The sequence below is a fragment of the Neisseria yangbaofengii genome (assembly GCF_014898075.1).
Lineage (GTDB): Bacteria > Pseudomonadota > Gammaproteobacteria > Burkholderiales > Neisseriaceae > Neisseria > Neisseria yangbaofengii.
The window spans coordinates 1,447,464-1,472,107 of the sequence record NZ_CP062976.1 but is presented as its reverse complement, the minus strand read 5'-3'; the positions used below and the strand labels follow the sequence as shown (position 1 = coordinate 1,472,107).

24 protein-coding genes are annotated in these 24,644 nt (G+C 53.4%); 6 read left to right on the top strand and 18 right to left on the bottom strand.

The genetic code is table 11. The features are described 5' to 3' along the window. Window positions 1-37: 37 nt before the first annotated feature. The 3 genes from mrdA to H4O27_RS07130 are packed head-to-tail and all read left to right on the top strand — an operon-like array spanning window position 38 to window position 3,830. Window positions 38-2,032 carry a penicillin-binding protein 2 gene (gene mrdA, locus H4O27_RS07140; protein WP_226883371.1) on the top strand — a complete coding sequence of 665 codons (1,995 nt, stop codon included), beginning with the start codon at window positions 38-40 and terminating at the stop codon, window positions 2,030-2,032. Continuing rightward, window positions 2,025-3,164 (top strand): rod shape-determining protein RodA, encoded by a 1,140-nt coding sequence (rodA, locus tag H4O27_RS07135; protein ID WP_165010382.1) that lies wholly within the window; start codon window positions 2,025-2,027, stop codon window positions 3,162-3,164. Before mrdA ends, rodA begins: the two co-directional genes overlap by 8 nt. Window positions 3,165-3,167: 3 nt before the next feature. Next, the gene (locus H4O27_RS07130; protein WP_165010380.1) at window positions 3,168-3,830 is read left to right on the top strand and encodes a MarC family protein; all 663 of its coding nucleotides are present in this window, start codon (window positions 3,168-3,170) and stop codon (window positions 3,828-3,830) included. A 77-nt stretch (window positions 3,831-3,907) separates the two neighbouring features. Here the strand turns inward: H4O27_RS07130 and H4O27_RS07125 are convergent, their stop codons facing one another. The 3 genes from H4O27_RS07125 to radA form a co-directional block, all read right to left on the bottom strand. Then, window positions 3,908-4,708, bottom strand: coding sequence for an IS3 family transposase (locus H4O27_RS07125; protein ID WP_193004223.1), 801 nt, complete (start codon window positions 4,706-4,708; stop codon window positions 3,908-3,910). Then, on the bottom strand, window positions 4,705-5,052 hold the full coding sequence (locus tag H4O27_RS07120) for a helix-turn-helix domain-containing protein (protein ID WP_193004221.1): 348 nt from the start codon (window positions 5,050-5,052) through the stop codon (window positions 4,705-4,707). Before H4O27_RS07120 ends, H4O27_RS07125 begins: the two co-directional genes overlap by 4 nt. 98 nt (window positions 5,053-5,150) lie before the next feature. Continuing rightward, a complete protein-coding gene (radA, locus tag H4O27_RS07115) occupies window positions 5,151-6,530 on the bottom strand; it encodes a DNA repair protein RadA (RefSeq protein ID WP_165009757.1) in 1,380 nt (459 codons plus the stop codon). Window positions 6,531-6,819: 289 nt separating this feature from the next. Between radA and H4O27_RS07110 the strand changes: the two genes are divergently transcribed. The 3 genes from H4O27_RS07110 to H4O27_RS07100 all read left to right on the top strand — a co-directional run bounded on the left by H4O27_RS07110 (window position 6,820) and on the right by H4O27_RS07100 (window position 9,234). Further along, window positions 6,820-8,247: an acyl-CoA dehydrogenase family protein gene (locus H4O27_RS07110; RefSeq protein ID WP_226883370.1), complete on the top strand. Its 1,428-nt coding sequence runs from the start codon at window positions 6,820-6,822 to the stop codon at window positions 8,245-8,247. A gap of 113 nt (window positions 8,248-8,360) precedes the next feature. Further along, entirely contained in the window at window positions 8,361-8,507 is a 147-nt protein-coding gene (locus tag H4O27_RS07105; protein ID WP_165009755.1) for a hypothetical protein, read from the top strand. 400 nt (window positions 8,508-8,907) lie between these two features. Further along, window positions 8,908-9,234 carry a hypothetical protein gene (locus H4O27_RS07100; protein ID WP_165009753.1) on the top strand — a complete coding sequence of 109 codons (327 nt, stop codon included), beginning with the start codon at window positions 8,908-8,910 and terminating at the stop codon, window positions 9,232-9,234. A gap of 23 nt (window positions 9,235-9,257) precedes the next feature. On the opposite strand, the gene H4O27_RS07095 is transcribed toward H4O27_RS07100, so the two are convergent. The 15 genes from H4O27_RS07095 to H4O27_RS07025 all read right to left on the bottom strand — a co-directional run bounded on the left by H4O27_RS07095 (window position 9,258) and on the right by H4O27_RS07025 (window position 24,624). Continuing rightward, window positions 9,258-10,028 carry a DNA adenine methylase gene (locus H4O27_RS07095; RefSeq protein ID WP_165009751.1) on the bottom strand — a complete coding sequence of 257 codons (771 nt, stop codon included), beginning with the start codon at window positions 10,026-10,028 and terminating at the stop codon, window positions 9,258-9,260. 52 nt (window positions 10,029-10,080) lie between these two features. Next, on the bottom strand, window positions 10,081-10,188 hold the full coding sequence (locus H4O27_RS07090; protein ID WP_123796416.1) for a Com family DNA-binding transcriptional regulator: 108 nt from the start codon (window positions 10,186-10,188) through the stop codon (window positions 10,081-10,083). Between the two features lie 178 nt (window positions 10,189-10,366). Then, complete coding sequence (locus H4O27_RS07085; RefSeq protein ID WP_165009749.1) at window positions 10,367-13,525, bottom strand: hypothetical protein; 3,159 nt, start codon at window positions 13,523-13,525, stop codon at window positions 10,367-10,369. Beyond that, window positions 13,525-13,839 carry a hypothetical protein gene (locus H4O27_RS07080; RefSeq protein WP_165009747.1) on the bottom strand — a complete coding sequence of 105 codons (315 nt, stop codon included), beginning with the start codon at window positions 13,837-13,839 and terminating at the stop codon, window positions 13,525-13,527. The genes H4O27_RS07085 and H4O27_RS07080 overlap by 1 nt, the downstream gene beginning before the upstream one ends. A gap of 8 nt (window positions 13,840-13,847) precedes the next feature. Beyond that, entirely contained in the window at window positions 13,848-14,276 is a 429-nt protein-coding gene (locus tag H4O27_RS07075) for a hypothetical protein (RefSeq protein ID WP_226883369.1), read from the bottom strand. Between the two features lie 74 nt (window positions 14,277-14,350). Then, complete coding sequence (locus tag H4O27_RS07070; RefSeq protein WP_165009745.1) at window positions 14,351-15,097, bottom strand: HI_1402-related protein; 747 nt, start codon at window positions 15,095-15,097, stop codon at window positions 14,351-14,353. A gap of 60 nt (window positions 15,098-15,157) precedes the next feature. Then, entirely contained in the window at window positions 15,158-17,002 is a 1,845-nt protein-coding gene (locus tag H4O27_RS13055) for a phage tail protein (protein WP_226883368.1), read from the bottom strand. Next, window positions 17,002-17,580, bottom strand: coding sequence for a phage tail protein (locus H4O27_RS07060; RefSeq protein WP_165009743.1), 579 nt, complete (start codon window positions 17,578-17,580; stop codon window positions 17,002-17,004). The genes H4O27_RS13055 and H4O27_RS07060 overlap by 1 nt, the downstream gene beginning before the upstream one ends. 3 nt (window positions 17,581-17,583) lie before the next feature. Next, window positions 17,584-18,726, bottom strand: a complete 1,143-nt coding sequence (locus tag H4O27_RS07055) for a baseplate assembly protein (protein ID WP_165009741.1) — start codon at window positions 18,724-18,726, stop codon at window positions 17,584-17,586. Further along, window positions 18,717-19,094 carry a GPW/gp25 family protein gene (locus H4O27_RS07050; RefSeq protein ID WP_165009739.1) on the bottom strand — a complete coding sequence of 126 codons (378 nt, stop codon included), beginning with the start codon at window positions 19,092-19,094 and terminating at the stop codon, window positions 18,717-18,719. The genes H4O27_RS07055 and H4O27_RS07050 overlap by 10 nt, the downstream gene beginning before the upstream one ends. Window positions 19,095-19,172: 78 nt before the next feature. Further along, window positions 19,173-19,757: a phage baseplate assembly protein V gene (locus H4O27_RS07045; RefSeq protein ID WP_226883367.1), complete on the bottom strand. Its 585-nt coding sequence runs from the start codon at window positions 19,755-19,757 to the stop codon at window positions 19,173-19,175. Beyond that, complete coding sequence (locus H4O27_RS07040; RefSeq protein ID WP_165009761.1) at window positions 19,747-20,850, bottom strand: phage late control D family protein; 1,104 nt, start codon at window positions 20,848-20,850, stop codon at window positions 19,747-19,749. Before H4O27_RS07040 ends, H4O27_RS07045 begins: the two co-directional genes overlap by 11 nt. Then, window positions 20,850-21,080 (bottom strand): tail protein X, encoded by a 231-nt coding sequence (locus H4O27_RS07035; RefSeq protein ID WP_165009737.1) that lies wholly within the window; start codon window positions 21,078-21,080, stop codon window positions 20,850-20,852. The genes H4O27_RS07040 and H4O27_RS07035 overlap by 1 nt, the downstream gene beginning before the upstream one ends. Next, entirely contained in the window at window positions 21,077-21,973 is an 897-nt protein-coding gene (locus H4O27_RS07030) for a phage tail protein (RefSeq protein ID WP_165009735.1), read from the bottom strand. Before H4O27_RS07030 ends, H4O27_RS07035 begins: the two co-directional genes overlap by 4 nt. Next, window positions 21,973-24,624, bottom strand: a complete 2,652-nt coding sequence (locus H4O27_RS07025; RefSeq protein WP_165009733.1) for a phage tail tape measure protein — start codon at window positions 24,622-24,624, stop codon at window positions 21,973-21,975. The genes H4O27_RS07030 and H4O27_RS07025 overlap by 1 nt, the downstream gene beginning before the upstream one ends. Window positions 24,625-24,644: the final 20 nt, after the last annotated feature.

The following is a 24,644-nucleotide window of genomic DNA, read 5'->3' as shown; positions in this document are numbered from 1 at the left end:
GTTGAAACGAAATTTGTCCGCCGAACCGGTGAAATCTATGCCTAAACCACAATCAGATTTTGTTTTGCGGCTGTTGGTGGCTTTTGTGCTGATTTTGATCTTTTTTGCCTTGCTGCTGGCGCGCTTTGTTCATCTTCAGGTGGTGCGCCATGATGATTTCACCGGCCGCGCATCGACTAACCGCATTACCATCATTCCTAAGCCGCCCATCCGCGGTGAAATTGTCGACGTCAACGGTGTGCCTTTAGCAAAAAATTATCCTGTTTTTTCATTGGAAGTGATTCCAAGCGAAATCGAAGGCAAGATGGATGATTTAATCGCAGCCTTAAGGCAGTATGTCAACATCAGCGAAACGGATTTGAAACATTTCAAAAAATACCGCGAACGCTATCGCAAATATGAAAATATTCCGCTCAAATTGAAGCTTACCGATGAAGAAGCCGCCAAATTGGCCGTACATTTTCATGAGTTTAAGGGGGTTGAAGTCAATTCGCGCACTTTCCGTTCTTACCCTTATGGCGCTTTAACTTCACATTTTGTCGGCTATATCGGCCGTATCAGCGACCGAGATCAAGAAAAGCTGAAAGAAGAGGAGTTGACCTCGCTGTATCGCGGCAGCACCTACATCGGTAAATCCGGTTTGGAAAATTATTATGAACACCAGCTTCACGGTGTGCCGGGTTATCAGGAAGTAGAAAAAGATGCCTACGGCAATATCGTCAAAGTGTTGAAAGATGTGCCGTCTAAAATGGGGCAGACTTTGCGTTTAGGCATGGACATCCGCATGCAGCTTGAAGCTGATCGTATTTTGGGTGACAAGCGCGGCGCAATTGTGGCGATTAACCCGCAAAACGGCAATATTTTGGCGTTTGTTTCTAAGCCTTCGTTTGACCCGAATTTGTTTATCGATGGCATCGATACCGAAACATGGAAGTCTTTGAATGAAAATTGGCAGCGTCCGTTAATCAATCGTGTGACGCAAGGCTTATATCCGCCGGGCTCAACCTTCAAACCTTTTATCGGTATGGCATTTTTGGAAAGCGGTAAGCTGACCCAATCGACGGTATTGCCTGCGCCGGGCGCTTGGAGCATTCCGGGCAGCCGGCATTTGTTCCGTGATGCTGTGCGCAGCGGTCATGGATCGGCGAATTTGAGCCGTGCGATTCAGGTTTCATCAGATACCTTCTTTTATCGCGCGGGCTATGAATTGGGCATTGATAAAACGCATCCTTATTTGGCTGAATTTGGCTTAGGTGCGCAAACCGGTATTGATTTGCCGAACGAATACCGAGGTATTTTACCAAGCCGTGAATGGAAGGCCAAACGCTTTGCCAAAGCCAAATCGCCGGCGGCGCGCGAGTGGATGCCGGGGGAAATGGTATCAGTGAGTGTGGGGCAGGGTTATAACGCCTATACACCGTTGCAAATGGCGCATGCTACGGCATCTTTGGCTAATGACGGTGTGGTTTACCGACCGCATTTGGTGAAAGAAGTGTTGAACTACAACAATCGGGAAATCACCAAAATCAACCCGAATCCGGAGCGAACCATCCCGTTTAAACACGATAATTTTGAATACATTAAAAATGCGATGGTAAAAGTATTGAAACCGGGCGGCACAGGGCATCGCATCGGTGCGGGCTTGGCATACACCATGGGCGGTAAAACCGGTACCGCGCAGGTGGTGCAAATCCAGCAGGGCAAATCCTATAATGCGGCCGCTTTGCGCGAGCAACATCGTGACCATGCATGGTTTATTTCGTTTGCGCCGGTTAATAAGCCGGAAATTGCCATTGCGGTGTTGTTGGAAAATGGTGGTTGGGGTGCCAACGCAGCACCGTTGGCGCGCAGCTTGACCGATTTTTATATGCTGAACGTGAAGCAAAATCAGTTTCCGTCTGAATCTGAAACATGGGTCAAACAAGCAACTATTGGCGCTCAAGAAGCCAAGCCGGTTCGCCCTTCGATTTTTCAGACGGCCTATGAACATTCTGTAAACCCACAATCGACAAAGGAAACGCATAATGACTGAACATCAAAGTGCCGGTTGGGCGAAAAAAATCAAGCAAACCGTGTGGGCGCCGATTGATCCTTGGCTGTTTTTCGCGATGTTGGCCGTGTACGTCATGAGCCTGTTTTTGCTTTATTCGGCCGATGGGCAAGAATTCGGCCAGTTGGAAAATAAAACGCTGCACACGGTTATCGGTTTTATTTTATTGTGGGTTGTGGCGCAAGTTCCGCCGAAAACCATTGCCAAATGGGCGCTGCCGATTTATGTGGTGGGTATCGTATTATTAATCGGCGTTGAAATCGCCGGTGTAACGGTCAACGGCTCGACTCGCTGGCTTGAACTGGGCATACGGATTCAGCCGTCTGAAATCATGAAAATCGGTTTGCCGATGATGGTGGCGTGGTTTTTCCAACGCTTTGAAGGCCGGTTGTGCCGGTGGCATTATTTGGCTGCATTGAGCTTGATGGCGGTACCGGTGGCTTTGATTTTAAAACAGCCCGATTTGGGTACAGCTACGCTGATTATGGCTTCGGGCATTTTTGTGGTGTATTTTGCCGGATTGCCGTGGAAAGTGATTTTTGCCGCCATTGTGGGCTTTGTGGCCGTTTTGCCCTTGTTGTGGAATTACGGCATGCACGATTATCAGAAAACGCGCGTGTTGACCTTGCTCGATCCGACCAAAGATCCGCTGGGCGCCGGTTACCACATTATCCAATCAATGATTGCCATCGGATCGGGCGGAGTATGGGGTAAAGGCTGGCTCAACGGCACACAAACGCATCTTGATTATATTCCCGAAGCCACTACCGACTTTATTTTTGCCGTGTTTGGCGAAGAATTCGGTTTAATCGGCAATATCTTATTACTGCTGGTGTATTTGGTGATTTTGGGGCGCGGTTTATACATTGCCGGTCGCGCACAAACTTTATACAGCCGCACGCTGGCCGGCGCGCTGACAATGACCCTTTTCTGCTATGCCTTTGTGAATATGGGCATGGTGAGCGGTATCTTGCCGGTGGTAGGCGTGCCATTACCGCTGGTGAGCTACGGCGGCACGGCAACCATTTCCATCATGATGATTTTAGCGTTGCTGATGGGCATTGCCAACGAACAAAAATTACTGCGGGCAAAAGCAGAAACACAAAAGGGATAAAACATGGAACTGGGTGTTGAAATCACCAAATTGATTGTCGCATTTATGGTGTTGATTAATCCGTTTAGCGCATTGTCGATTTATCTGGATTTAACCCGCAACCACAGCACGCGCGAGCGACGTAAAATCGCCAAAGTGGCGACTTTGTCGGTGTTTATCGTGATAGCGGTTTTTGCCGTCAGCGGCGGTTTTATTTTGAAATTGCTGGGCATTAGCGTCGGTTCGTTCCAAGTCGGCGGCGGCATCTTGGTATTGCTGATTGCCATTTCGATGATGAAGGGCGACGACAATCCGGCCAAGCCCGATTTGGGTACCAGCGAAGACAGTGAGATTACGATTACGGCGAAGCCTAAGGATAATGTGATGTCGTTTGCCGTAGTGCCGATTGCCATTCCGATGATGATTGGCCCGGGTGGTATTTCTACCGTAATTATTTATGCATCTGCGGCGCAAAATTATTGGGATGTAATCAGCATCATTGCCGCCGGATTTTTGATTAGCCTGTTTTGCTATATCGTGTTGATGGCATCGGCCAAAGTGAGTAAGTGGCTGGGCGATACCGGCTTGAGTATTCTCAACCGGATTATGGGCATGCTGCTGGCAGCGGTATCGGTGGAGATTATTGTGGCCGGTTTGAAATCGATATTTCCACAATTGGTGGCTTAAAGCGCATAAGCAAATGGTTGGAAAGGCCGTCTGAAACTGAACTGCCCCCCAATACTTGGACAAGTTAAGAATCTTTCTCAAACAGCCTTTTCAAGCTGGGTTCTGTAGCCGACAGGACTCAGCTTTTTTAAGTTTAAACTAATCCGCTCATGATTGTAGTAACGTATGTAATCATCTATTACCTCTGTCAGCTCTGCCACCGACAACGCACCTTCCTGATAGAAGCTCTCTTCTTTTAATGTACCGAAGAAACGCTCCATCGGCGCATTGTCCCAGCAATTTCCTTTGCGCGACATGCTTTGCACCATTCCTTTCTCAGCCAGTTTCGCCCGATAAGCCCCGGTGCGGTAAAGCACACCCTGGTCGGAATGCAGCAGCGGCGTTTGGCCTTTCAGACGGCCAAATGCTTTATCCAACATTTGCGCCACCATTTTACTGTTTGCTCTGCGGCTTAAAGAATAGGCCACAATCTCCCGATTAAACACATCCAATATCGGCGATAAGTACAGCTTCCCGTCTGTGCATTTGAACTCCGTCACATCGGTCAGCCATTTGTCTGCCGGTTTGCCAGCAGTAAATTCACGATTAAGAATATTATCCGAAGCCTCTCCTATTACCTGCGGACGGTAGGCTTTTTTGCTGCGGACTTTGGCTTTCAGTCCCAACAAACCCATAATGCGCTGCACTTTCTTTTTGTTCCACGACAATACGGCGGCAATCCGCCGATGACCGTAGCGGCCTTTGTGTCGGCGATAGACTTCACTTACTGCGGTTTTGGCCGCCGCATCGGGATCGGCTTTGCCGATATGGTAATGAAAGCTGCTTTTGGGAATGCCGGCACTGTGCAGCAGATATTTCAGCGGGTGCTTCGCTCTCAACGTTTGAACGGTTTCGCAGCTTTGGCGGCGTTCTTTTCGTTGAGGGCTTTCATGTGCTTTAGGTAGTCGTTCTCCGCCCTCATGTAACGTAACTCTTCAATCAGTTCCGCCTGGGTTTTTTCGTGGTCGGGTTTGTCGGCGATAAACGGGTTTTTGCGTTTGGTCTTCATAAACGCAGCCTGCGGGTGTTGAAGTGCGGCGATACCGCCTTGGCGATAGGAGGCTATCCAACGGCGCAGGTGGGTGCGCGAGAGGTTGAAGTGCTCTGCGGTTCGCTGTTGGCTGTGCACTTGGTGATAATGGAGTACGGCTCGGTATTTGAAGTGTAGGTTATATTTGGACATAAGAAAACTGCACCTTTTAAAGTTGGAGGGGTGTCCAACTTTTGGGGTGCAGTTCAAAGATTTCAGACGGCCTTTTCAATATGATTTAGCTGTTTGATTTAATCCCGTGCATTGCGGCAGACATCAATTGCTTCCTGTAAACTGCCTACGCCGAAAATCTCCAAATTCGGAAATTCTTTCGCATTGCGCGGCATATTGGCTTTTGGCACGATGGCGCGTTTGAAGCCCAGTTTTTCCGCCTCTTTGAGCCGTTCCTGTCCGCGGGCGACCGGACGCACTTCGCCGCTCAAACCGATTTCGCCGAACGCCACCATTTTTTCCGGTAAAGGACGATTACGGAAACTGGAAAGCATGGCGAGAATCACGGCCAAATCGGCTGCGGGTTCGCCGATTTTCACGCCACCGACGGCGTTGAGGAACACATCTTGATCGAAGCAGGCGATGCCGCCGTGGCGGTTTAACACCGCCAGCAGCATGGACAGGCGGTTTTGTTCCAGGCCGACGGTGAGGCGTTTGGGCGTAAAACCGTGGGCATCGTCAACCAAGGCTTGAATTTCCACCAATAAAGGCCGTGAGCCTTCCTGTGTGACCAATACGCACGAACCCGGCACATCGTCGCGGTAGCTCGCCAAAAAAATGGCCGACGGGTTTGACACGCCTTTCAAGCCTGTTTCCGTCATCGCAAATACACCTAATTCATTGGCTGCACCGAATCGGTTTTTAATCGCGCGTATCATGCGGTAATTGGAATGCTGGTCACCTTCGAAATACAGCACCGTATCGACCATGTGTTCCAACACGCGCGGGCCGGCAATTGCGCCGTCTTTGGTGACGTGGCCGACCAAAATCATAGCGATGCCCATCTGCTTGGCCATACGCGTCAGTTGCGCGGCACATTCGCGTACCTGAGACACCGAGCCGGGAGCGGACGTAATTTGGTCGGAATACATGGTTTGAATCGAGTCGATGACGACTACTTCCGGCTCGTGCTGCTTTAAGGCCGTCTGAATCGCTTCCATGCGGATTTCGGCCAACAGATTCACGCCGTCGGTGGGTAAGTCCAAACGCTGCGCACGCAAGGCGACCTGTTGTGCCGATTCTTCGCCCGATACATACAGCACCTTGCGCGTTTGCGCCATTTTGGCAATGGTTTGCAGCAGCAGGGTCGATTTACCAATGCCCGGATCGCCGCCCAGCAAAATCACTGCGCCATCAACCAAACCGCCGCCCAGTACACGGTCGAGTTCGCCCATACCGGTTGGGTTGCGCGGCACTTCGGTTGCAGTCACGGCAGACAAGGACTGCACACTCGAGATATCCGCCGCCCATGATTGGAAACGCGCGTTTTTCGGTTCGGGTGCAGCCAAGCTTTCCTGCAAAGTGTTCCATTCGCCGCAATGCGGGCATTTGCCTTGCCATTTGGGCGATGTGCCGCCGCATTCGGTGCATTGGTAAACGGTTTTCGGTGCTTTTGCCATGGCGTATTCCGTAAATAAGGTGTGAAGCCGTTATTATACGCATGCCGCCCAATGCCGTCTGAAACTTTTCGGACGGCATTGGGCAAGGTTTTTCAAAGAGGTGTTGTATTTTTGTTTGTGTTTATCCTGCATTCAGACGGCCTTTAGTCGTGCTTTGATCCGATAAATCATTGCTTTTCACAATGATACCGCCAAAATTTTTGATAACGATTGTCGCCCGATAAAGATTGTGATATAAATTAGTAAATAAACTCTAAACTCTAAAACACGTCACCTAAAAAGAGGTTGTATGGCATCTGCAGAATCTAGATTGCAGCCGGTAAACATGAATACGGCTGCTTTTTTGCGACATATCGAAGAGACCTTTGCGCGCGTATTCGGCAGCGGATTGTGCTTAATGCAATATCTGCCGGAAGACAAATGGCTGGAATTGAAAAATGCCGGTTTGCTGCTGCCGTTTTTAGATGAAAAACATGGCGGCCGCAAAAATAATCAGTTTGAAATTCAAGAAGTATTGCGCTTGGCGGGCCATTACGGTGTGCCGGTAACCTTACGTACAGGTATTGAAGGTGCGCTGGTTTTACAGCCTTTGCAGGAATTCGGCAGCGAATCGCAAATCAAGCTCGGTTTGGACCTGATTTTCAAAGGCGAGGGCGGCGGCTTGGGTGTGACCGAACCGGAAACTTCCGGAGCGGCAATTGCGCGTGAAATGCAGTCGTTTTATGAGTATGTTGATGACGAAACTGTATACGTCAAAGCAGCAAAATATTGGCAGGGCAACTCGCAAAGCGATTTCCTGCTGGTGGCAGCCAAAGAGCGTAAAAACGGCAAATTATCCAAGGCCATCAATTTATTGCTGGTGCCCAAAAAATACATTCGCTGCGAAGTGTTGAAATCGGAAGGTTTGCGCGCGGTGCGTTATGCAATTAACCGCATCGGCGGCAATATTCCGGCTGATTTGGTGATGAAACTTTCAGATAGTGATGCGGCCAGCTTGCGCGCGTTCCAAAATATTTTTATCCGCAGCCGTCTGCAATTGGTCGGCATGACGCACGGCATCATGGAATACATCGTTGCCAACACGCAAAAATACGTGCGCAACGGCATCAAATTTGTTGAATTTGAGCGCCGCGAAATCGAGCGCCGCTATGAAGTGTCGCAAGTGTTGTACGATTTTACCTGCAACCGTGTCTCGCCCGAACAGCCGGTCAGCCATCAGGTAATGGAAGCGAATATTATCAAGACATTGGCGACTGAATACACTTATGAAGCCGCGCAAAAGCTGCAAAAATTACTCGGTGCCAAAGGTTTTGAAAGTGGCCATGTGGCCAGCAATATTGCCATCGACTTCCGTCCGTTTACGATTTTCGAAGGGCCGAACGACATGCTGTATGCCGAAATCTACGATGCGTTTAACCGCGCTGCGGCTGAAGAAAAAGAAGCAGGTATTAAGCTCGATAAAGAGCAAACACTGCTGCAACGTTTCAACAGTGACAGACGCATGACAGCGGTGAGGCTGGATAAACGCCGCCTGCCGCAAGACATTGCCGATTTCTTAGCATCCTATAAGATCGCCGAAGCCTGCGCGTTGAAGAAAGTGTTTATCGGTAAGGTGGTGGCAAAATTATTTGTGTTCATCCAAACTGCCTCCGACAGCGCTGCCGAATTTTTGTTGAAAAATATCCGCAAAGATATTTTGGATTGCGAATATTGTTGATGAAATGAAAGGCCGTCTGAATCAGACGGCCTTATTTTTGCGCCGCATCAAAAGATGAATATAAAAGTCATATTATAATGGCCGAACTTTAACCCTATAGCGAGAGCAAAGCCATGAGCGAAGAAAACAAAATTAAAGTCGACGATTTGCCGACTCAAGAAACCGAAGCCAAAGAAGAAGTAGAGTTACCGGTTTTGGACAATCAGGAGAAACGTGGCGGCCACAGCGAAGGCGGCTGCTGCGGTGCGTGCGGTGGTTGATTTGCCATGATCGAGGCTGAAGCCTGTGCAAAACACCAGGTTTGGGCACAGTTCGAAGTTATAGCAGCGCTCAGAAAGCGTGGAAATATCGTAAGCTTTCGAGCAGTGTAGCGAAGAAATGTGCCGAATATGGAGGTTTTGCAAAGGTTACAGGCCGTCTGAAAACTTTGTTTTCAGACGGCCTTTTCGTTTCTTAACTGAAGCCGCGTGCGAAAAATCGGCGCGTTTTGTGAGATAAAGTGTTTTTGATTTTATTTCACACAGTGCAACTTTGTTGCAAGTCCTGCCGAATAAAGGCAGGATTTTTTATATTTGCAAAAACATCGCACTCGGATTGCTCGGCTCTTTGATGTAGCTACGGTAACATGTGTTCACATTAAATACATTACAGGAGAGCGATATGGATTACTACCCAAGCATGGAACGAGATAGCTTGTTTTATAAAGAATTCGCCAACCACTTTGATTACCGCAATAAACCTTGGACGGCCTTTGTGAAAGCTGCCCGCCGTATCTCCCAACGTCTTGATGTAGATATTGAACGAGCAGTTGATTTTTTGAATAGTGCCGCCGGTGGTCTTTTTGTGATTGAAATGATTGAATTTGCTGAAGCCGGTAAAATAAAACAAGATATCGAATATCTGACCGATGGGGCAATTGCTACTTTCCGCGCGATGGCTGCCGCTCCTAAAATGTGGACAGATTTAGAACAGCAAGCAAGAGGGTAAGATCCGCTCTTGCTTGGACAATTTTAATAGTTGCAGATAACCAGCTCGCCGCTGGTCTTTTGCGTTTTGTCGCGGGCAACCGAGTAAGCCAGTTCCAGCCGATAAATACGGAAGTCTTTGAACAGCTCCCGAATATCCGGGTGGTCGTTGATGGAAAGCATCACCTTGCCTTTGCACTCGCTCATCATCTTGACCAACAGTTCGTACTGCGGCCAATCAAAGGCTCTGTCGTAACCTGCCGTCTGCCAATACGGTGGGTCGGCATAGAAGAAGGTATGCTCGCGGTCGTAGCGTTTGAAGCAACGCTCCCACGGCTCATTCTCAATGTAGACTCCGTTCAGCCGTTGCTGTGCGGCTTTCAGACGGCCTGCGATGTCGGCGGCGGTAAAGCCGCGGCTGGTGGTGGCCGTGCCGAAGTGTTGGTCGACCGTTTTGCCGCCGAAGGCGGTGTGTTGCAGGTAGAAGAAGCGTGCAGCGCGTTGGATGTCGGTCATCACATCGGGCGATATGGATTGCAGACGGGCGAACACCTCTCTACTGGTCAGCGTCCACTCGAACTGGCGCACGAACTCGTCAAAATGGTGCTGCACCACACGGTAAAGATTGATGAGCTGGCCGTTGAGGTCATTGAGTACTTCGCACTTGGCCGGTTGCGGTCGCATGAAGAATAGTGCCGCACCACCGGCAAAGAGCTCAACGTAGCAGGTATGCTCGGGAAACATCGGAATCAGGTGTTTGGCCAAACGGCGTTTGCCGCCCATCCAAGGAACAATAGGAAGAGGCTTTTGAGTCATGATTACTCCTATATATATTAAGTATCGGTACTCAAAGGCACTCAAGATTGAATTATTGGGTTTTAAACTGGTTGAGCAATTTGCAGCGCGGACACTTAATTTCAAAGCAACCACGGCCAACAGCCAACAACTTAAAACAATTTTTGCAACGGTGTTTCATTTTTCGGGCATTCCTTATGCATTAGTGATAAAATACCGCTGCCTCGCGAGGTGGCGGCTTTGGCTAATGCAGACTATCCCTGCTAGGCTGGCGTATCGATGTGTCCGCACCGATACGTCGCCGTCTTAAATCTTTCCTGAAATGCCGTCTGAAACCGTTTTCAGACGGCTTTTTTTCATTACTCAATACCGTATTTGGTCTTGAGGCTGCTTACCAAGGCGGTCAAATCATCCGTGCTCGGTGTGTGATTGCGGTAAATGGTCAAGCCCTCGCCGTAGTCGGCATCGAGCTGGCCGTTGCCGTCGTGGCGTGTACCGAGATTGAGGTATTCACCGCCCAGTTTGCCTTTGTAGACCAGAATTGCCCACTGGCCGTAATCCAAGCGTGTGTCAGCAGTATTGGCTGCACCGTTAAGCTCCACCTTGTATCGGCTCATATTGCGCACGGCCAATTGGTTGGTGTCGGTCTTTTTGTCGGTGACGAAACCGAGACTGGCCGCGTCGCTGGTAAACGGGGTCAAACCCAGAGATACCACTGCGGCCGAGCGTCCTAAGCTGTGGATACGAATCGGTAGCACCAGTGTACTTTCTGTTTCCGGATTCAAATCGACCTTGATACGCGGATACACACCGGCGGTTGAGGCAACCCTGTCTTTCAGACGGCCTTTAAAAAACTTAATTTCGCCCGATACATCGGCCAAATCCGACCAATCCGCAGGCGGATGACTGCCCGCCATCTCAATGGCCACTGCGCCGGTATCGTCGCGCACCACGGTTGAGGTGGCGGTAGCCATCCCGAATGTCAGCACTTGTGGCATGGCTTGCGGCACCTCTACACCTCCCGGTGCGGCAGCTGGTGTGGCGGCGGCGTTACCGGTGCCGCTGCCTGATTCTTCCGTCGTGGCCGGTGCTACCGTAGCAGTAGCAGCGGCTGTTTCGGCGTCGCCAAAAGCAATGCGGGTTACCGCGATGCCGTTGGTTTTGTCCACTTCCCAGCAGGTGTCGAATGTGGCGTTTTGCAGCTGCACACCTGCAACGGGAGCGGTATTGTAGCCTTTGGTTTTGATGCCGCTGCGCACCACGTCGCGACCGCGTAAATAACGCTCTGGCATCACAGTGTCGGTCACAAATGGGGTGACATCGGCAATACAGTCGCGCAGAGTCAGCAGGTTGGCCGGTTGCAGCAGGAAGCCTTCGGCGTAGTTACCGCTATTGGAGTTTTGCGCCGTGCAACCCTCTAAGCGGATATTGAACGGAATGCCGCGTGCCAACGGGTCTTGCGCGCCAATCCAAAAACCGCGTGAGCTAGACGGATTGAAGTAAGGCAGTTTGCCGTATGGGTAGGCGCAGGTGCAGGTGACATCACGCAAAACGTAACCACCGCGCGAGTAGTTATCAAAGAAGCCAATGGGTGCGAAAATCTGCACGCTCTCAACCAAGGCGCGAAAGCGCATCTCGAACAAACGCTGCTTGGCCGGGTTTTGATGCACGGCGGAACTGAAACTGCCGTTGGTAAAATCCAAACCTTTTACACCGGCGAAAATCTCGCAGTCGCGGATGGTGAGCTGGTTGGCCAGAAACGCACTTTGCGACGGCTCGTTTGTACCCGTGTAAATCTCATCCCAACAAATCTGAATGCCCCAGATTTTTGATTTAATCCGCACTTTAGCGATGTACAAACCGCTGACAGTGTGGGCATCAATGCCTTTTCTTGCACAGTCAATATACCAACCGCCGATGATGTAGCGGCCAATCTGCCATTCTTTGCGACGGCTAGACGTGCCATAACCGGGGTCGTTAATAAAGCCTGATTTGTCTTTGCCCGGTTTGTAATAGGTAAAGCCGCTGTCCGGATGTCCCATGCGATACACACGCGAGTACAGTTCCCATAAGTTGCAGAAACGGTTGGCTTGGATGCCGCCTTCGTAACAGTCTTCGACTTGAGTGTGCACCAGCCACACATTGCGCGGAATATAGTTTTCTGCCTCTGCTTCGCTGACGAAAGCATCGCCGTTGGGCTTGGCTTCCGTGCCAACTTCAAGGCCGTAGGTGATGAAGCCGCGGGCATACATATGCTCTACCGAGATAGACGCGCTTTCACGATCTGCAACCTCCGGCAGTTGGAAAATGTAGCCGCCCGAGCCGATATTGCCGTGCAGGCCGCCGTCTTTCCAAGCACCCCATGTGGCCGCAGTGCTGCCGTTGGCCTGAGGAAATTGGCCGCCGTAGCCGCCTGCGCTCAAATTGCGCGTATCCAACGAGTTGCTGCGGTAATTGCCCGCCCATTTGTGGCGGGTGGTGGTGTTGAAACCCGCATCGGCATAGCCTTTCTCGGCAAAGCCCGTGGTGCCGTCAATCGGCGGGAATACGCCGTTGGTGCCGCCCAAAACCGTCCAATCGGAGGCAGAACGGCGGGTCGGGTCATGCTCTTGAATGGTTTTGGTTACCCATGCCCCGGGCTTGAAACGGTTTTTGCCCTTGTATCCGGCCACAGCAAAACCGTCTGTCATCATGGTCTGCACGACAAAACGGCATTGGCTGAAATCCACATCCCAGTTGTCGAAATGCAGAATCATGGTCGGCTGGCAACCGTTTACCACGCTCGCCAATTCGGGCGCATCGGGCGCGCGGCCGTCTGCGCCGAACAATTCAGGTTCGACACCTTCCAATTTGCCCATATTAAAATTACCGAACATTCGGATTTTCATGCCGGGCTTGGCGCGCTTTTTGACAATGTCGTAAATGGCACGGCTGTGCTGCATCTGAGGCTGTTCGAGCAACACGTCGGCCAGCATTTCCGAAGAAAACCAGTCGTTGACCACCAGCACATGGCCGGACGTTTGCACGACATTGGTACCGGACGTAACCTTTGCTTTCCACTCTTCAAAATCAGCCTTGCTCAGTGCGCGGCCTTCTTTGATTTTAATGCCGTCTGTAATATCAAAATCGTCGGCATCAAGCAGGCCTTGGATTTGCTCGGCAATGTTCAGGACGGGCTGCTGCGCGGCGGACATCAACTCTCGCACGATTTTGGCGATGGCTTCGCGGTCTAAGGCTTGTGCTGGCGGAATGGTGACGGCTGGTTCGCTTGGCGGTGCAACGGGAACGGTGTCGGACTTAGGCAGCAAGGCTGAAGCGCGTACGGTTAATGTGTCTTCGACAATGCGGCGGATTTCCGCTTCGTCCGCAGTCGGGCGCAGCGTGGCAATAAAATCGTCAAAGCTGCCGCTGTTGCCCTGTTTGAGCCACTCCTGATACAGGCTTGTGTGCGCTTTGCTTTTGCGCAGGTCTTTGATTTGCACGCTGGCCGCTTGGCCGGATTTGACAACAGGGTTCATCAATAAATCCTCATCACTTTGCCGCCGATAACGGTGGTCGGCCCTTCGTCGCCGCAGACAATCTCAATGCCGTATTGCGCCTGCGTCCACATCTGCTTTTGCAGCATTTCGCGGGTAAAGGTAATTTTCAAATGGCTGCCCAAGCCGTTTTCCGGATCTTCGGGCAGCATCTCAACTTCAGGAAAAATCTTGTCTTGAAACGGCGGCTTGACCCACACCACCAAGCTGTCGACATCGGCCGGATTGATGGTGAGGCCGTCTGAATCCAGCAGTTCGACCACAATGCTCTGCTTGTCGTCACGCACGATTTCCATATCTAGCCTTACCATTTAACCTTCTCCAAAAAGGCTGCGAGCTGATTCGGGCTGATACGCCACGGCTCGTGCATTCCCAATGCGGCGGCTACTGCCTCGCTGCAAAACCAGCCCTTGCGGCCTTGGCCAAACGGGCGGAATACCACGCCCAAACTGCCGCGCAGGTCATACGGTTGGCCTTCGTGGCGTTCAAACCATGCGCGTACTTTTGCTTCGGCTTGTGCCGTAAAATTCAGCTCGATCACGTCCCAATTCATTGAATTGAAGGCAATCTTTTTAAAGCGTACACCACCGTCGTACCAGCTGGCCGAAGCGCACATACCGTCTGAAAACACTACTTCGCAATGGCTGTAACGGCCTTGATCTGCCCAGCGCGCCAAGCGGCTGAACCAGCCTGCGCGGCCACGCAGCGTGCCTTTGTAAAACGCGATTTTCATAAAAAAATCCCTGCATAAATATGCAGGGATATTAACGTTTGGGTAGGACACAAGCATTTAATGCGGATTAAAAATCAGCCGGGCAGCGCGTAGGAAACAGACACCGCTTCCACCGCTTTGAGCGTTTTGGCCTTATCCAGCTTATCCGCCAAAGCCTGACGCTGTCCGGCAATATGCGCACTCAAAGTCGTATAGGCGTTGGCTTTACGCAAAGCGGCAGCGCGGAGTTTATCCAAATCCAAGCCGCGTGCGGCGGCGATGGCGGCCAATACGGGCGTTTCGGCTTCTGGGCTGGCGTGCCATGCCTGCGCTTCGGCGGCTTGCAGCGGCCAAGTGGCGACTTCGAATTCTGGCGTTTTGTCGAGCTCCGCCGCTCGGCTGACAAACTCTTGCGCGGCGCGGTTGATTTCGGCCAGCTTTTCGGCTTTGGCTTTTTCCAAGGCCTGAGCCTTGATTTCGGCGGCGCGTTCGGTGTTTTCCTTCCATGCGCCGTTTTGCCATTCGTGCGCTTCGCTCGGACGCGGTTCAAGGGTGAGGCCGTCTGAAAGCGCATCAACCGTTTCAATCAGCACGGCTTCGCCGCTGTCGGTGCGGTAGGCGGTGCGGCCGCGCAAATCGGGCAGATATTCCCATGTCTCACCCGCCCAGCGGGCGGCGTGGCCTTCGCGGGTTTCGGGCGGTTCGGCATCGATGCAGCCGCCCGGAATGATGTAGCCGCCGTCTTTGGTATAAACATCAAGGTCGGCCATCGTCTGATGGAGATACAGGCCGTCTGGATCGAGTTGGCAGACGGGTTTTTGCCATTGGATATTTTGTGTCATGTGATTTCCTTTTTAAAAAACAGTTCCAGAGTGCGTAGCCTGCCGCATAGCGGTACGGCCTTAAGCCTTGATACAGGCCAAAAGTGCGATATTGCGCGGTCGGTTTTCATTGGCGGTCGGCACAGTACGCGAAGCGTCAAATATCAGATTGCGGTGTGCAGAGCCGACTGATGAGTTTTCAGACGCGTTTGTCTGTACCGTTGACGATTCCAAATAGAGCGAACCTTGCCCTGCGCCGGCACTGCCAATATCCGCGTCAATCACAAGGGCTTTGCCTGTAATGTTTCGGATTGCGTCAGCTTGCAGACTGCCTAAAACACGGTTTGAGTCCACGCCGCGGCCCATATCCCAGCCGCGCACAAATTCGCCGCGCAAATCGGGCAAGGTAAATGTGGTGCTGCCGTTTCCTGCGCCGTAACGCGTACCGATAATGCGGAATAAATCGGCAAAACCGCTTCGACTGACTTGTGCGCCGTCAGCTTTCAGCCAGCCGTGCGGCGCACCGTCGGAAGCAAAGTAGGCAACCGTGCCTGTCGGTACTCTCGACCACTGGAACTCCGCGTTGGTTACGGAATCGACAATGCCGTAATGCGCTAATGTATTGCCGCGCGTAGCAACATCGGGCTTACTCTGAATGTCGCCCCAAGCGGGTTTGTTGCCTTCGTGGTAGATTTTGCGGTTTTGGTAAGCTAGGTCGCCATTGTCTTTGAGTTGCAAGGCTTGCCCTGAAATCGGGTTGCTCCAATACCAGTCGCCATTACCGCGTAAAAATACTGAGTATTGTTCCGTGTTGCTGCCGCTGATGCGCAGACCTTGGGCAAAATCGGCGCGGTTGGAAAAGGTTTTGGTGCCGCCGACGGTTTGGTTTCCGCTCAACATCACGCCATTTTCTTCGGTCAGAACGGTTTTCATGCCTTGGTATCGGCCTTCGGCGTCCCAAGCTGTCGTTACCAAGCCAAAAGACGGGCCATAAGAAAAACCGATACCGCGTCCGTATTTGTTGGTGCCCTGTTCGGCAGGATGGGCAATGTGGATTTCCATACTCGGCGTTTTCAATCCGTCTGCCTCGCGACCATTTGCACGGTAGAAACCGCTTTGTCCATAGTCTGACGATGCTCTTGCCCAATAGTCATAAGCCTTCGACGGCACTTTATTATCTGCTGCCTCGCCGATTTTTTGAGTAACCCAGCTTTGATAGGCAACCGTTTCACCCCCTGAAACGCGCGGGAATGAAACGCGGCCTACTTCTTGACTATCTTTACCTGTAAAAACCCAGTTAAAGCGCGCTCCGTTCTCGCCGCTGGCAATCGGGGCAGATTCAAATCGCCAGAAGCTGCCGTCTGAATTGGTGAAGCGCATTTTTTCCCACGCATTGCGGGTAATGCCCAGTTGGCCGTTCAGCGTCTGATTGCCGCTGTTGCCGAGCTTTTCGTCTTGCAGTTTTTTGCCCATCGCGGCGGTTAATGCGGCATCGGTGGCGGATACATCTAGTGCATTGACCAGCTTAACCACGCCAGCCACGGTCGGGGTGGCTTTGGCCAACTCATGCGTATGTCCGGTTGCACCGTTGCCTGCCCAGTTGGTGGTGCTGCCGTTGAGCGTGGACGGCGTGGCCAGCGCAAAGCTGCGGCTGGCTGCCAGCGTGCCGCCGCCTGTCAAACCTGCACCGGCGGTCAGCATCGTGGCCGCATTGGCTTTGAGTGCGATGGCTTGTTCGGCAGCGGTTTTGTTCGTGCCGATGCTCTGCACGGCTTTGGCGATTTCGTTTTTCAGCCACAGGGTGCGGTTGGCCAGCTCACGGGTCGGGCGGTTGTCGATACCGTTGGGGCCGCCCATCACGGGGTCGGAGGTTTCAAACTGATAGATGCCCGCTTCCCAGCGGCTGGTTTCGGTTAAGTTTGCCATTATGCGGTTCCTCGGTTGAATTGGCCGTCGCGGCGGGCGCGGCCGTTGTGTCTCAATGCGCTGGCCTGATAGTCGAGTGCAGCCAGCACGCAGCGTGCCGGCGCGAAGGCTTTCAGGGTGTGGCGCAGCAGCGCGGCCTGGTCGTTGGTAATCACGTTGTTCATGATGATGCGGTAGTGCGCCCAGCGGTCGCTGTGGCCGTAGGCGTAGCGGCCGTCGCGAACGATTTCGCCGTTGTGCCGTTTGCCGCCCATGCCTTCGATAATCTGCACTTCGCCGAATCCCAAGCGGCGTACGATTTCGCGGATTGCCCATGGCGTGCCTTTATGGCGGTGCAGCTCATACGCACCTTTAATCAGGCGGCGTTTCATTTGGTCGGACTCGGCCAGCCAGTAGCCGTCTGCACCCAAGATGCTGCGGCTTTCGGCCAACAGCTCCAGATGCTCGGGCGCAACCAAATGGATAAGACGCGGCATGAGTTTGGCCGTGTCGGCCTCGCTAAGGCGCAAACCCAAATCGGCCAGCATTTTGTAGCGTTGGTCGCGCTCAATCACCGCCGCGTAGCTCAGTTTGGTCATGTTTTAACCCTCCGTCTGCTGCGCGGCCGCACGGATACGCACAGAAGTGCAGCGTGCCCATTGGTCGGCCGCCACCACTTTACGCGGCAGGTTGTGCAGCACCACGTCGTAGACACCGGCCACTTTCAAGGCCGTCTGAATATCTAGCGGCACAATATCCTTGCCCAACTGTTCGCGCCTTCCGGCTTCATAGGTTGCCCACGCTTCTTCGGCAGCGGCCACGGCTTCGGCAGGGTTAATCCCCGTAAACAGCACCAGTTCGGCATCGAGCGCGTAATCGACTGCCGTCGGCGCAGACACGGTAACGGTGTCGCACAGCGGCCGCACGCGCTCGTGGCTCAGTGCTTTGCCCACTTCGCGCAACAATTCTTCAGACGGCAGACCGTTCTTCGTCAAAACCGTAACCTGCACCTGACCGCCTATCGGTTCGCCTGAGGCGGTTTTTTTGTTGTCGACATGGACATCGCAGATGGTCGGGTTCACGCGTCGCGCAAAATATTCGTATGCGCCCACCGGCCCGGCCACCGAAAAGCTCTCCGGCGCCAGCAGAATACGCTCGCGGTAGGCATCGTCGGATTCCGTATCAGCACCGCCCGCAGGCACGCTGATGTTGGCGGCCTTCACTTTAAGGCCGTCTGAAAACGCGGTCAGCAGATTGCTGATTTGGCCTGCCGACCAGCCGTTGCCCGCCGTGCCGCTTTGGGTGCAGACGGCCTGCAAATCGGCCTGTCTGCGCGTGGCCGAGAGTTCGGCCGCTTCGGTGGTGGCGAACACCACTTCGCCCGCAGCCACTTGTGTGCCAACGGGGATATAGGCCGTCTGAACGCCGCTCAAAGCTGCCTGAAAACGGATGGTGCAGCGTGCGGCAGAGGCTTCCAAGCGCGGCGTGTTCACATCATCGCCGCATAAATCCAGCATCAAGCCCGTGGCAAAGCGCGGGTGCTGCTGGCGGTAGGCTTCGTTGAGTGCTTGGCGCACCAATGTTTCCCGGTAGGCATAGGTATTAATCAGCAGCCGCTCAATGTGTGCGGGCTGTAAGGTCTTGCCGCTGCGCTGTTCGTAGTCGGCGATGGTTTCGGCCAGCACTTTGGCCAAATCGTCGTCCACCACCTTCACGTGGGCACGTTTGAGTTTTGCTAAATCCATGCTGCCTGCTCCAAAATCACTTGCGTGGCGTAAATCTCGCCTGCCACGTCATCGGCCACGCGCCAATGCACCATCATCACGATGTGCGGCGCGTTGCCCGAAAAGGTTACGTTGTCCACCAGCACACGTTTTTCCCACGTCTGCACGGCCAGCACGATTTCGCGAACCGCGTTGGGAACGAACACGTCTTCCGGCGCGTCAATCCAGTCGAAATGGTTGCTGCCGAAATCGGGACGGGTAACGTCCGAGCCTTTGCGGGTGGACAAAATTGTGTGGATACAGAGGTCGATGTCGTCCGCACCCTGCGACAGGCCGCTGCCGCCTTGAGCAAGCTGCCAGTGCTTGGAAACGGGCGTGGAAAACTGCATGAAAAAATCCCTGTATCGTTAATGGATACAGGGATTTTGCCTAAGGCCGTCTGAAACGGCTTTTAATGAGTTTTAAAACTACTTTTTGGCTTTGGAGGTTTGGCCGCCGCTGTCGCCGTCGTGGTAATGGTCGGGCAGGCTGATGCCTTTGGACTTGATGTCGCCCGTTGCTTCAATCGCGCCGTCAATCTTGGCCGCCGCGCCGCCGCCACCGCTGCCCGCCATACCGGCGGTATAGGTAAACAGGCCGTTGACCGTCAGCGTTTTTTTCACTATCGCATCGGCATCAATGGTTACCACGCCTTGGGTTTGCACCAACACATCGCCCGTTTTGCGGTCATGCTCGATGACCGTGCCGTTTTTAAAGCGGCGCACCCATTTGTCTTTATCGGCCGCAGGCGGTTTGTCGGCGGCGTTGTAAACCGCGCCGACCACGCAGCCCGTTTCGCCGCGCGCATCGAGCAAGCAGACCACCAGCTCGCCTTCGTCGGGCAGGCTGTAAAACTGATTGCTACCCGCCGCAGGGCTAATCATCGGCAGCCAGTCGGTCTCCATGTTTTCCAAGGCGGGCAGTCGCACGCGCAGGTTGTGTCCTGCTTCGTCGACCGCCGATACCGTGCCGAACTGCATGGTGGCGGTGAAATCATGGGTTTCAGACGGCATCGGTGTTTCCTTGCGTTTCTTCGGTTTCGGGGACGTATTCCAACATTTTGATTTCCAAATCGGTTGTGTAGCCGCTCATGCGGTCATAGCTGTGCCGCGCCTGCTTGACCATATAGCGGCCGCTGAATTTGCCGTGGCTTTTCAGCATAACGACTTGACCGGCCACCAGCTTGGCGTTGCCGACCACGGTCACATTGCCGGCGCATTGCTCATCCTGCGCATCGGCCAAGGCAGCGTCGGCCCGGGCATTGGTCTGTGCTTGGCTCTCGCCTTTGTTGGGGATGATTTTGAGCGTGTCGCCCGATGTGCTGCGTTTGGCCTTGGGGCGGCGCGGGCGGGCTGGCCGCTCGGTTTCGTATTTTTGCTTGGTTTTCGGGTCGTAACCCGACACCACCGCCTTGTCGGGCACGCCTTTAATCAAATCGCGCAGCCGCACGCGGATCATGTCGGCAGGCAAAAGCTCGGCCACGGGTTCGCGTTGGGCCAGCTTCGCATTACTCATAAAGACCAAGGTATCGCCGACGATTTTGAAGGTGTGGCCGTATTGTTTGGCCAAGCGCGCCAAAAACTCGATGTCGCGCTCCTGATACTGGGTCACGCGTTCGATTTCGATGTTTTCCACTTCGCCCGTTACCTTCAGTTTCAGACGGCCTGCCACCATGCGCACGATTTTATCCAGCGTGGTTTTTTCATAGGATTTGGCCTGCAGGGTGCGGTTGGCTTTGGTAATGCCCGTGGCCAACGCCTTGAGTGAGACGGTGCTGGGCGGATGGCTGTATTCGATTTCGGCAATCTCAAAGCTGCCCAAATCCACCAAGCCCGTGAACTGGTCGCCCAACGACAAGGTCAACGCATCGCCTTGCTCAGGATACCAACCACGCAGCCAGCGGCCGTCGGTGTCTTCAAAGTCCACCTGCAATTCGTCGGACTGGCCGCCGAGATAGTCGGTATAAGTGAGCGACAAGAGATAGGGCTTGATGTCGGCAGTAATGTCCTGCTGCTCGTAGGCCAGCAGGAAATCGGGGCGGGTAACGGGGTGGACGTTAGCCGCCGCCAAGCCAGCTTGCTGTAAAAATACGCCCAAAACATCCATCATTCACTTCCTTTACGCAGCCACGGCGGCATATCCGCCTGACTGTTTTTCGGTTTGCTTTCCAACACCGGCACGAATACGGTCAGGCCGTCTGAAAACTCTTCGGCTAGGGGCAGGTGCGGATTGGCCGCAATCAGCCCGTCAATCATCAGCGCGTTGCCGTAGTGTTTGTGGGCGATTAAATCCCAGCGGTCGCCCGCGCGGGTGGTGTAGCGCAATACCGCACTCATAAGCTCCTCCTCGAGGCTAAGAAACCCGTCAGCGTTTCGGCGGCCGTCGCGCCGTTCATCACCGCACCTGCCGCGGATTCGACACCCGATGATGCGGCCTCCAACCAGTCTCCGACGGTGCCGCTTTCCATGCCGCTTCTCAGCCCTGCCACCGTACCGCCCAGCAGCGTACCGGCTTGGCCGAGTTGTGCGGCCATTTGGCCTGCCGCCGACAAATCGCCCAACACGGCGGTAACTTCGGGCAGCCCGTTCAGTTTGGCCAACACGCCGCTGCCCGCGCCCAAAGCGTCTCCGGCAAGGTTCAACAGCGCGGCAGGGTCGTGTTTCAAGGTTTTGGCCGCCGTCAGCAGCGATTGCATCTCATCTATGCCGCTTTCTGCTGCCCGATATATTTTCACGCCCGTTTCCACGGCTTTCATCACTTCGCCTGCTTGCGCCTGTACCGATTCGGGCAAGAGCGACAGCAGCGGGTTTTGTTTGCCGCCCATCACGGCAGGCGTGGGCAGCGGATTGTTCGGGTCGCCGACAAACTCGGTCAGCTCCACATCCAATTCGCGCGCAGCCGTGCGGCCTTGGGCATCGGTAATCAGCGTGCGCTCGGTCAGCCGCTCAATCACCCACCAGCCCGCAAAACGGCCGCTGCCGTAAACCAAAGACACCGCCTGTCGCGCCTCCAACGCCGCCAGCAAGCCTTTGTAGGCCGTGTCGGGATTGCCCAGCATCCAGTGCAGCTTCACGCCGAAGCGCAGCTCGGTCAGCTCGTTTTGCAAAGCCTGCAAACGCGGCCGTCCGGCCAAAACCTCATGCTTGGCAAACTTGGCTGCGTGAGTGGACTCAAGGCTGGTAAAGCCTTGCAGCAATTCAAATTGCACCTCGCCTAATTGTGCGTACATCAGTAAGCCCTCCGTTCGCGGTCGTCCATCATGCGGTTAAAGAGTGTCTCAAATTCACGCAAGCCCATTTGTAAAGCCGTTTGAATTTGGGCAGGGTCGCCGCCGGGCGCATTGATGGTCGGATTAAAATTCACGGTGATGCCACCTGCTTGGGCTTGCGACTGCGCTGCGCGGGCAGCGGCAAAGTCCGCACTGCTGCCGGAAATCCGCGCCGCCAAATCCGCACGCATACCGCCCACACGACGGGAAAACCCGTCTTTCAGACGGCCTGCCCATGCACCCACAGCCTGCAACGGTCTGCCTGCCGTGCGCTTGATGCCCACGGCCAAGCCCTCAGTCATGTAGCCGCCGTAGCCTGCAAACACACGGCTCGGCGAGTGAATGCCCATACCTTTACGGTCGGAAGTAAACGCCGACTTAACCGCCGACACCACACCTTGCACCGCTGCCACCGCACGGCCGATACCCGCCTTGATGCCGTTGACCAGTCCATCGATCATCATGCTGCCGTAGGACATAAAGGTTGCACCCAAGCCCGAGAACCAAGTCCATACGGCTTGAAAAGCAGTCATAAAGGCAGTTACCGGCGAGAAGGTCAGAATCAGGTTAAGCAGTGCAGCAATGCCGGCTGAGAAAAAGGCGATAATGTTTGCCCATGCTGTTGATGCAAATGTCACCAATGCTGCGATGGTTTGGCCAATCCACAGGCCGATAGACTGCCCAAAGTTACGAGCACCGCCTTCGGCTACTTGGCTCATGTTGAAAAAATCGCCAAACCAGTCAAGCAGCGGTTGCACCAATGGTTGAATGACAGACCAAATGCTGCCCAGTGCGGACATAATGGCTTGTCCGAAAGGAGCCATTGCCGCGGCCAAAGCATCAAATGCCGGTTTCAGCGGAGCCAGCCCCTGCATTAAGCCGTCCCATAATCCTGCAAAAAAGGCTTTAAGCGGCTGCCAATATTTATAAATTAAGAATGCGGCAGCAGCGACTGCGGCCACCACCAGCACCACCGGCCACATGGCAACCAATGAAGACAGGCCGAAACCCATCATAGCAGTGCGGGCTGCGGATAAGGCGCGGACAAATGCCCCTAAGCGGCCGGGTAAGTCGGCGGGCAGGATACCGCCTTTCATAACCATAGAAACCAGTTGCGCCGTTACTTTGAATGATTGGAGTGCTCCTTTGGCAGTCAGAAATCCCGCCGTAATCCGATTGGCTGCTATTCTTACCAACCAACCACCGGCAACCATTGCAGCCAAAGCCATCGCTGTTTTGATAATATAGCCTGTTAATACCGGATGTGCATTCGCCCAGTCCGCAAGTTTATTGGCAATCTTGGTTATTGCACCCGCAAAATCATTGACCGCAGGCAGAATCACGCTGCCGACGTAGATACCCAACTCAACGAGACTGTTTTTCAGTAACTGGATTTGGTTAGCCGTTGTTGCCGAACGCGCGGCAAACTCCTTCTCCATGCTGCCCATAAATTCGGGCTTGCCGCCTTTGCCGGTTTTTTTCAGCTCTTCAATGGACTTTTTATAGGTATCCAAACCACCAACCAGCGCGGCCACATCGTCGGCGTATTCCAAGCCGAACAAATCCACCAACGCGCCCATCTGGTTTTCTTTCGGCAGCTTTTCAATCTGCTTCAAAAAATCCATCAGAGCCTGTTCGCCGTTTTCTTTGATGGCTTTTTTCAGGGTTTTGCTGTCGGTTCCGATGGCTTTCAAAGCGTCTTGGAATTTTTTGCCCTGTTTGTCTGCTGTCCCCAGCTTGGTCAGCAGGCCGTTGATGGCGGTAGCCGCCACTTCGGGCGTTCTGCCCAAACTGATGAAAGCATTAGAGAGCGAGGCCGTCTGAAGCTCGGTCAGGCCGAACTGTTTGGCTACACCGCCGACACGTCCGAGCGTATTGACAATATCGGCAGCTTTGGCCGGGCTTTTATTGGAAAGATGGTTGACCGCATCGCCCAACCTGCCGATTTCGGCAATCGGGATTTTGTAGATATTGGCCAGCTTCGCCATACTGTCGCCCGCCTGTTCGGCAGACATATCGAAAGCGACCGACATTTTGGCGATGGTTTCGGTAAAAGCAGGTATATCTTTACGCGCAATACCCAGCTGGCCGCCGGATGCCGAGATTTTGGCCAATTCCGTAGCCGCCATCGGAATGGTACGGGTCATCTTTAAGATGTCCTGTTCCATCTCTTTAAACTGCTGTGGCGTATCGAAATCGACGACTTTGCGCACATCGGCCATCGACGATTCAAAATCAATAGCGAGTTTGACAGGCAAAGCGACTGTACCGGCAGCACCTACTGCAGTCTGCCATTGACCTTTCAAGCCTTGCCATTGCTGTGCATTCACCGCCTTGGCAGCCTGAATTTGCTGTAACTTGGCAGAACTGGCGGTCAGCTTTTTGATAGAACGGTCGATTTTGTCGTACTCTTGCCACAACTGCTTGGCAGCCTGCACACCCAAGCGGTCTTTATTCCGCTCCAATACAGCAGCCAATTCATGTTGTCGGGCTTTAAGCGTACCTGTTGTCGTTTCCAGCGTTTTCATGGCTTTGCTGACGCTGGCCAAGCCCGATAAGGCACCGCCGACAGTAGCGGATACCGAAATCGAAACACCTAAATCAGAAGCCATGTGGTAATATCCTGTTTATG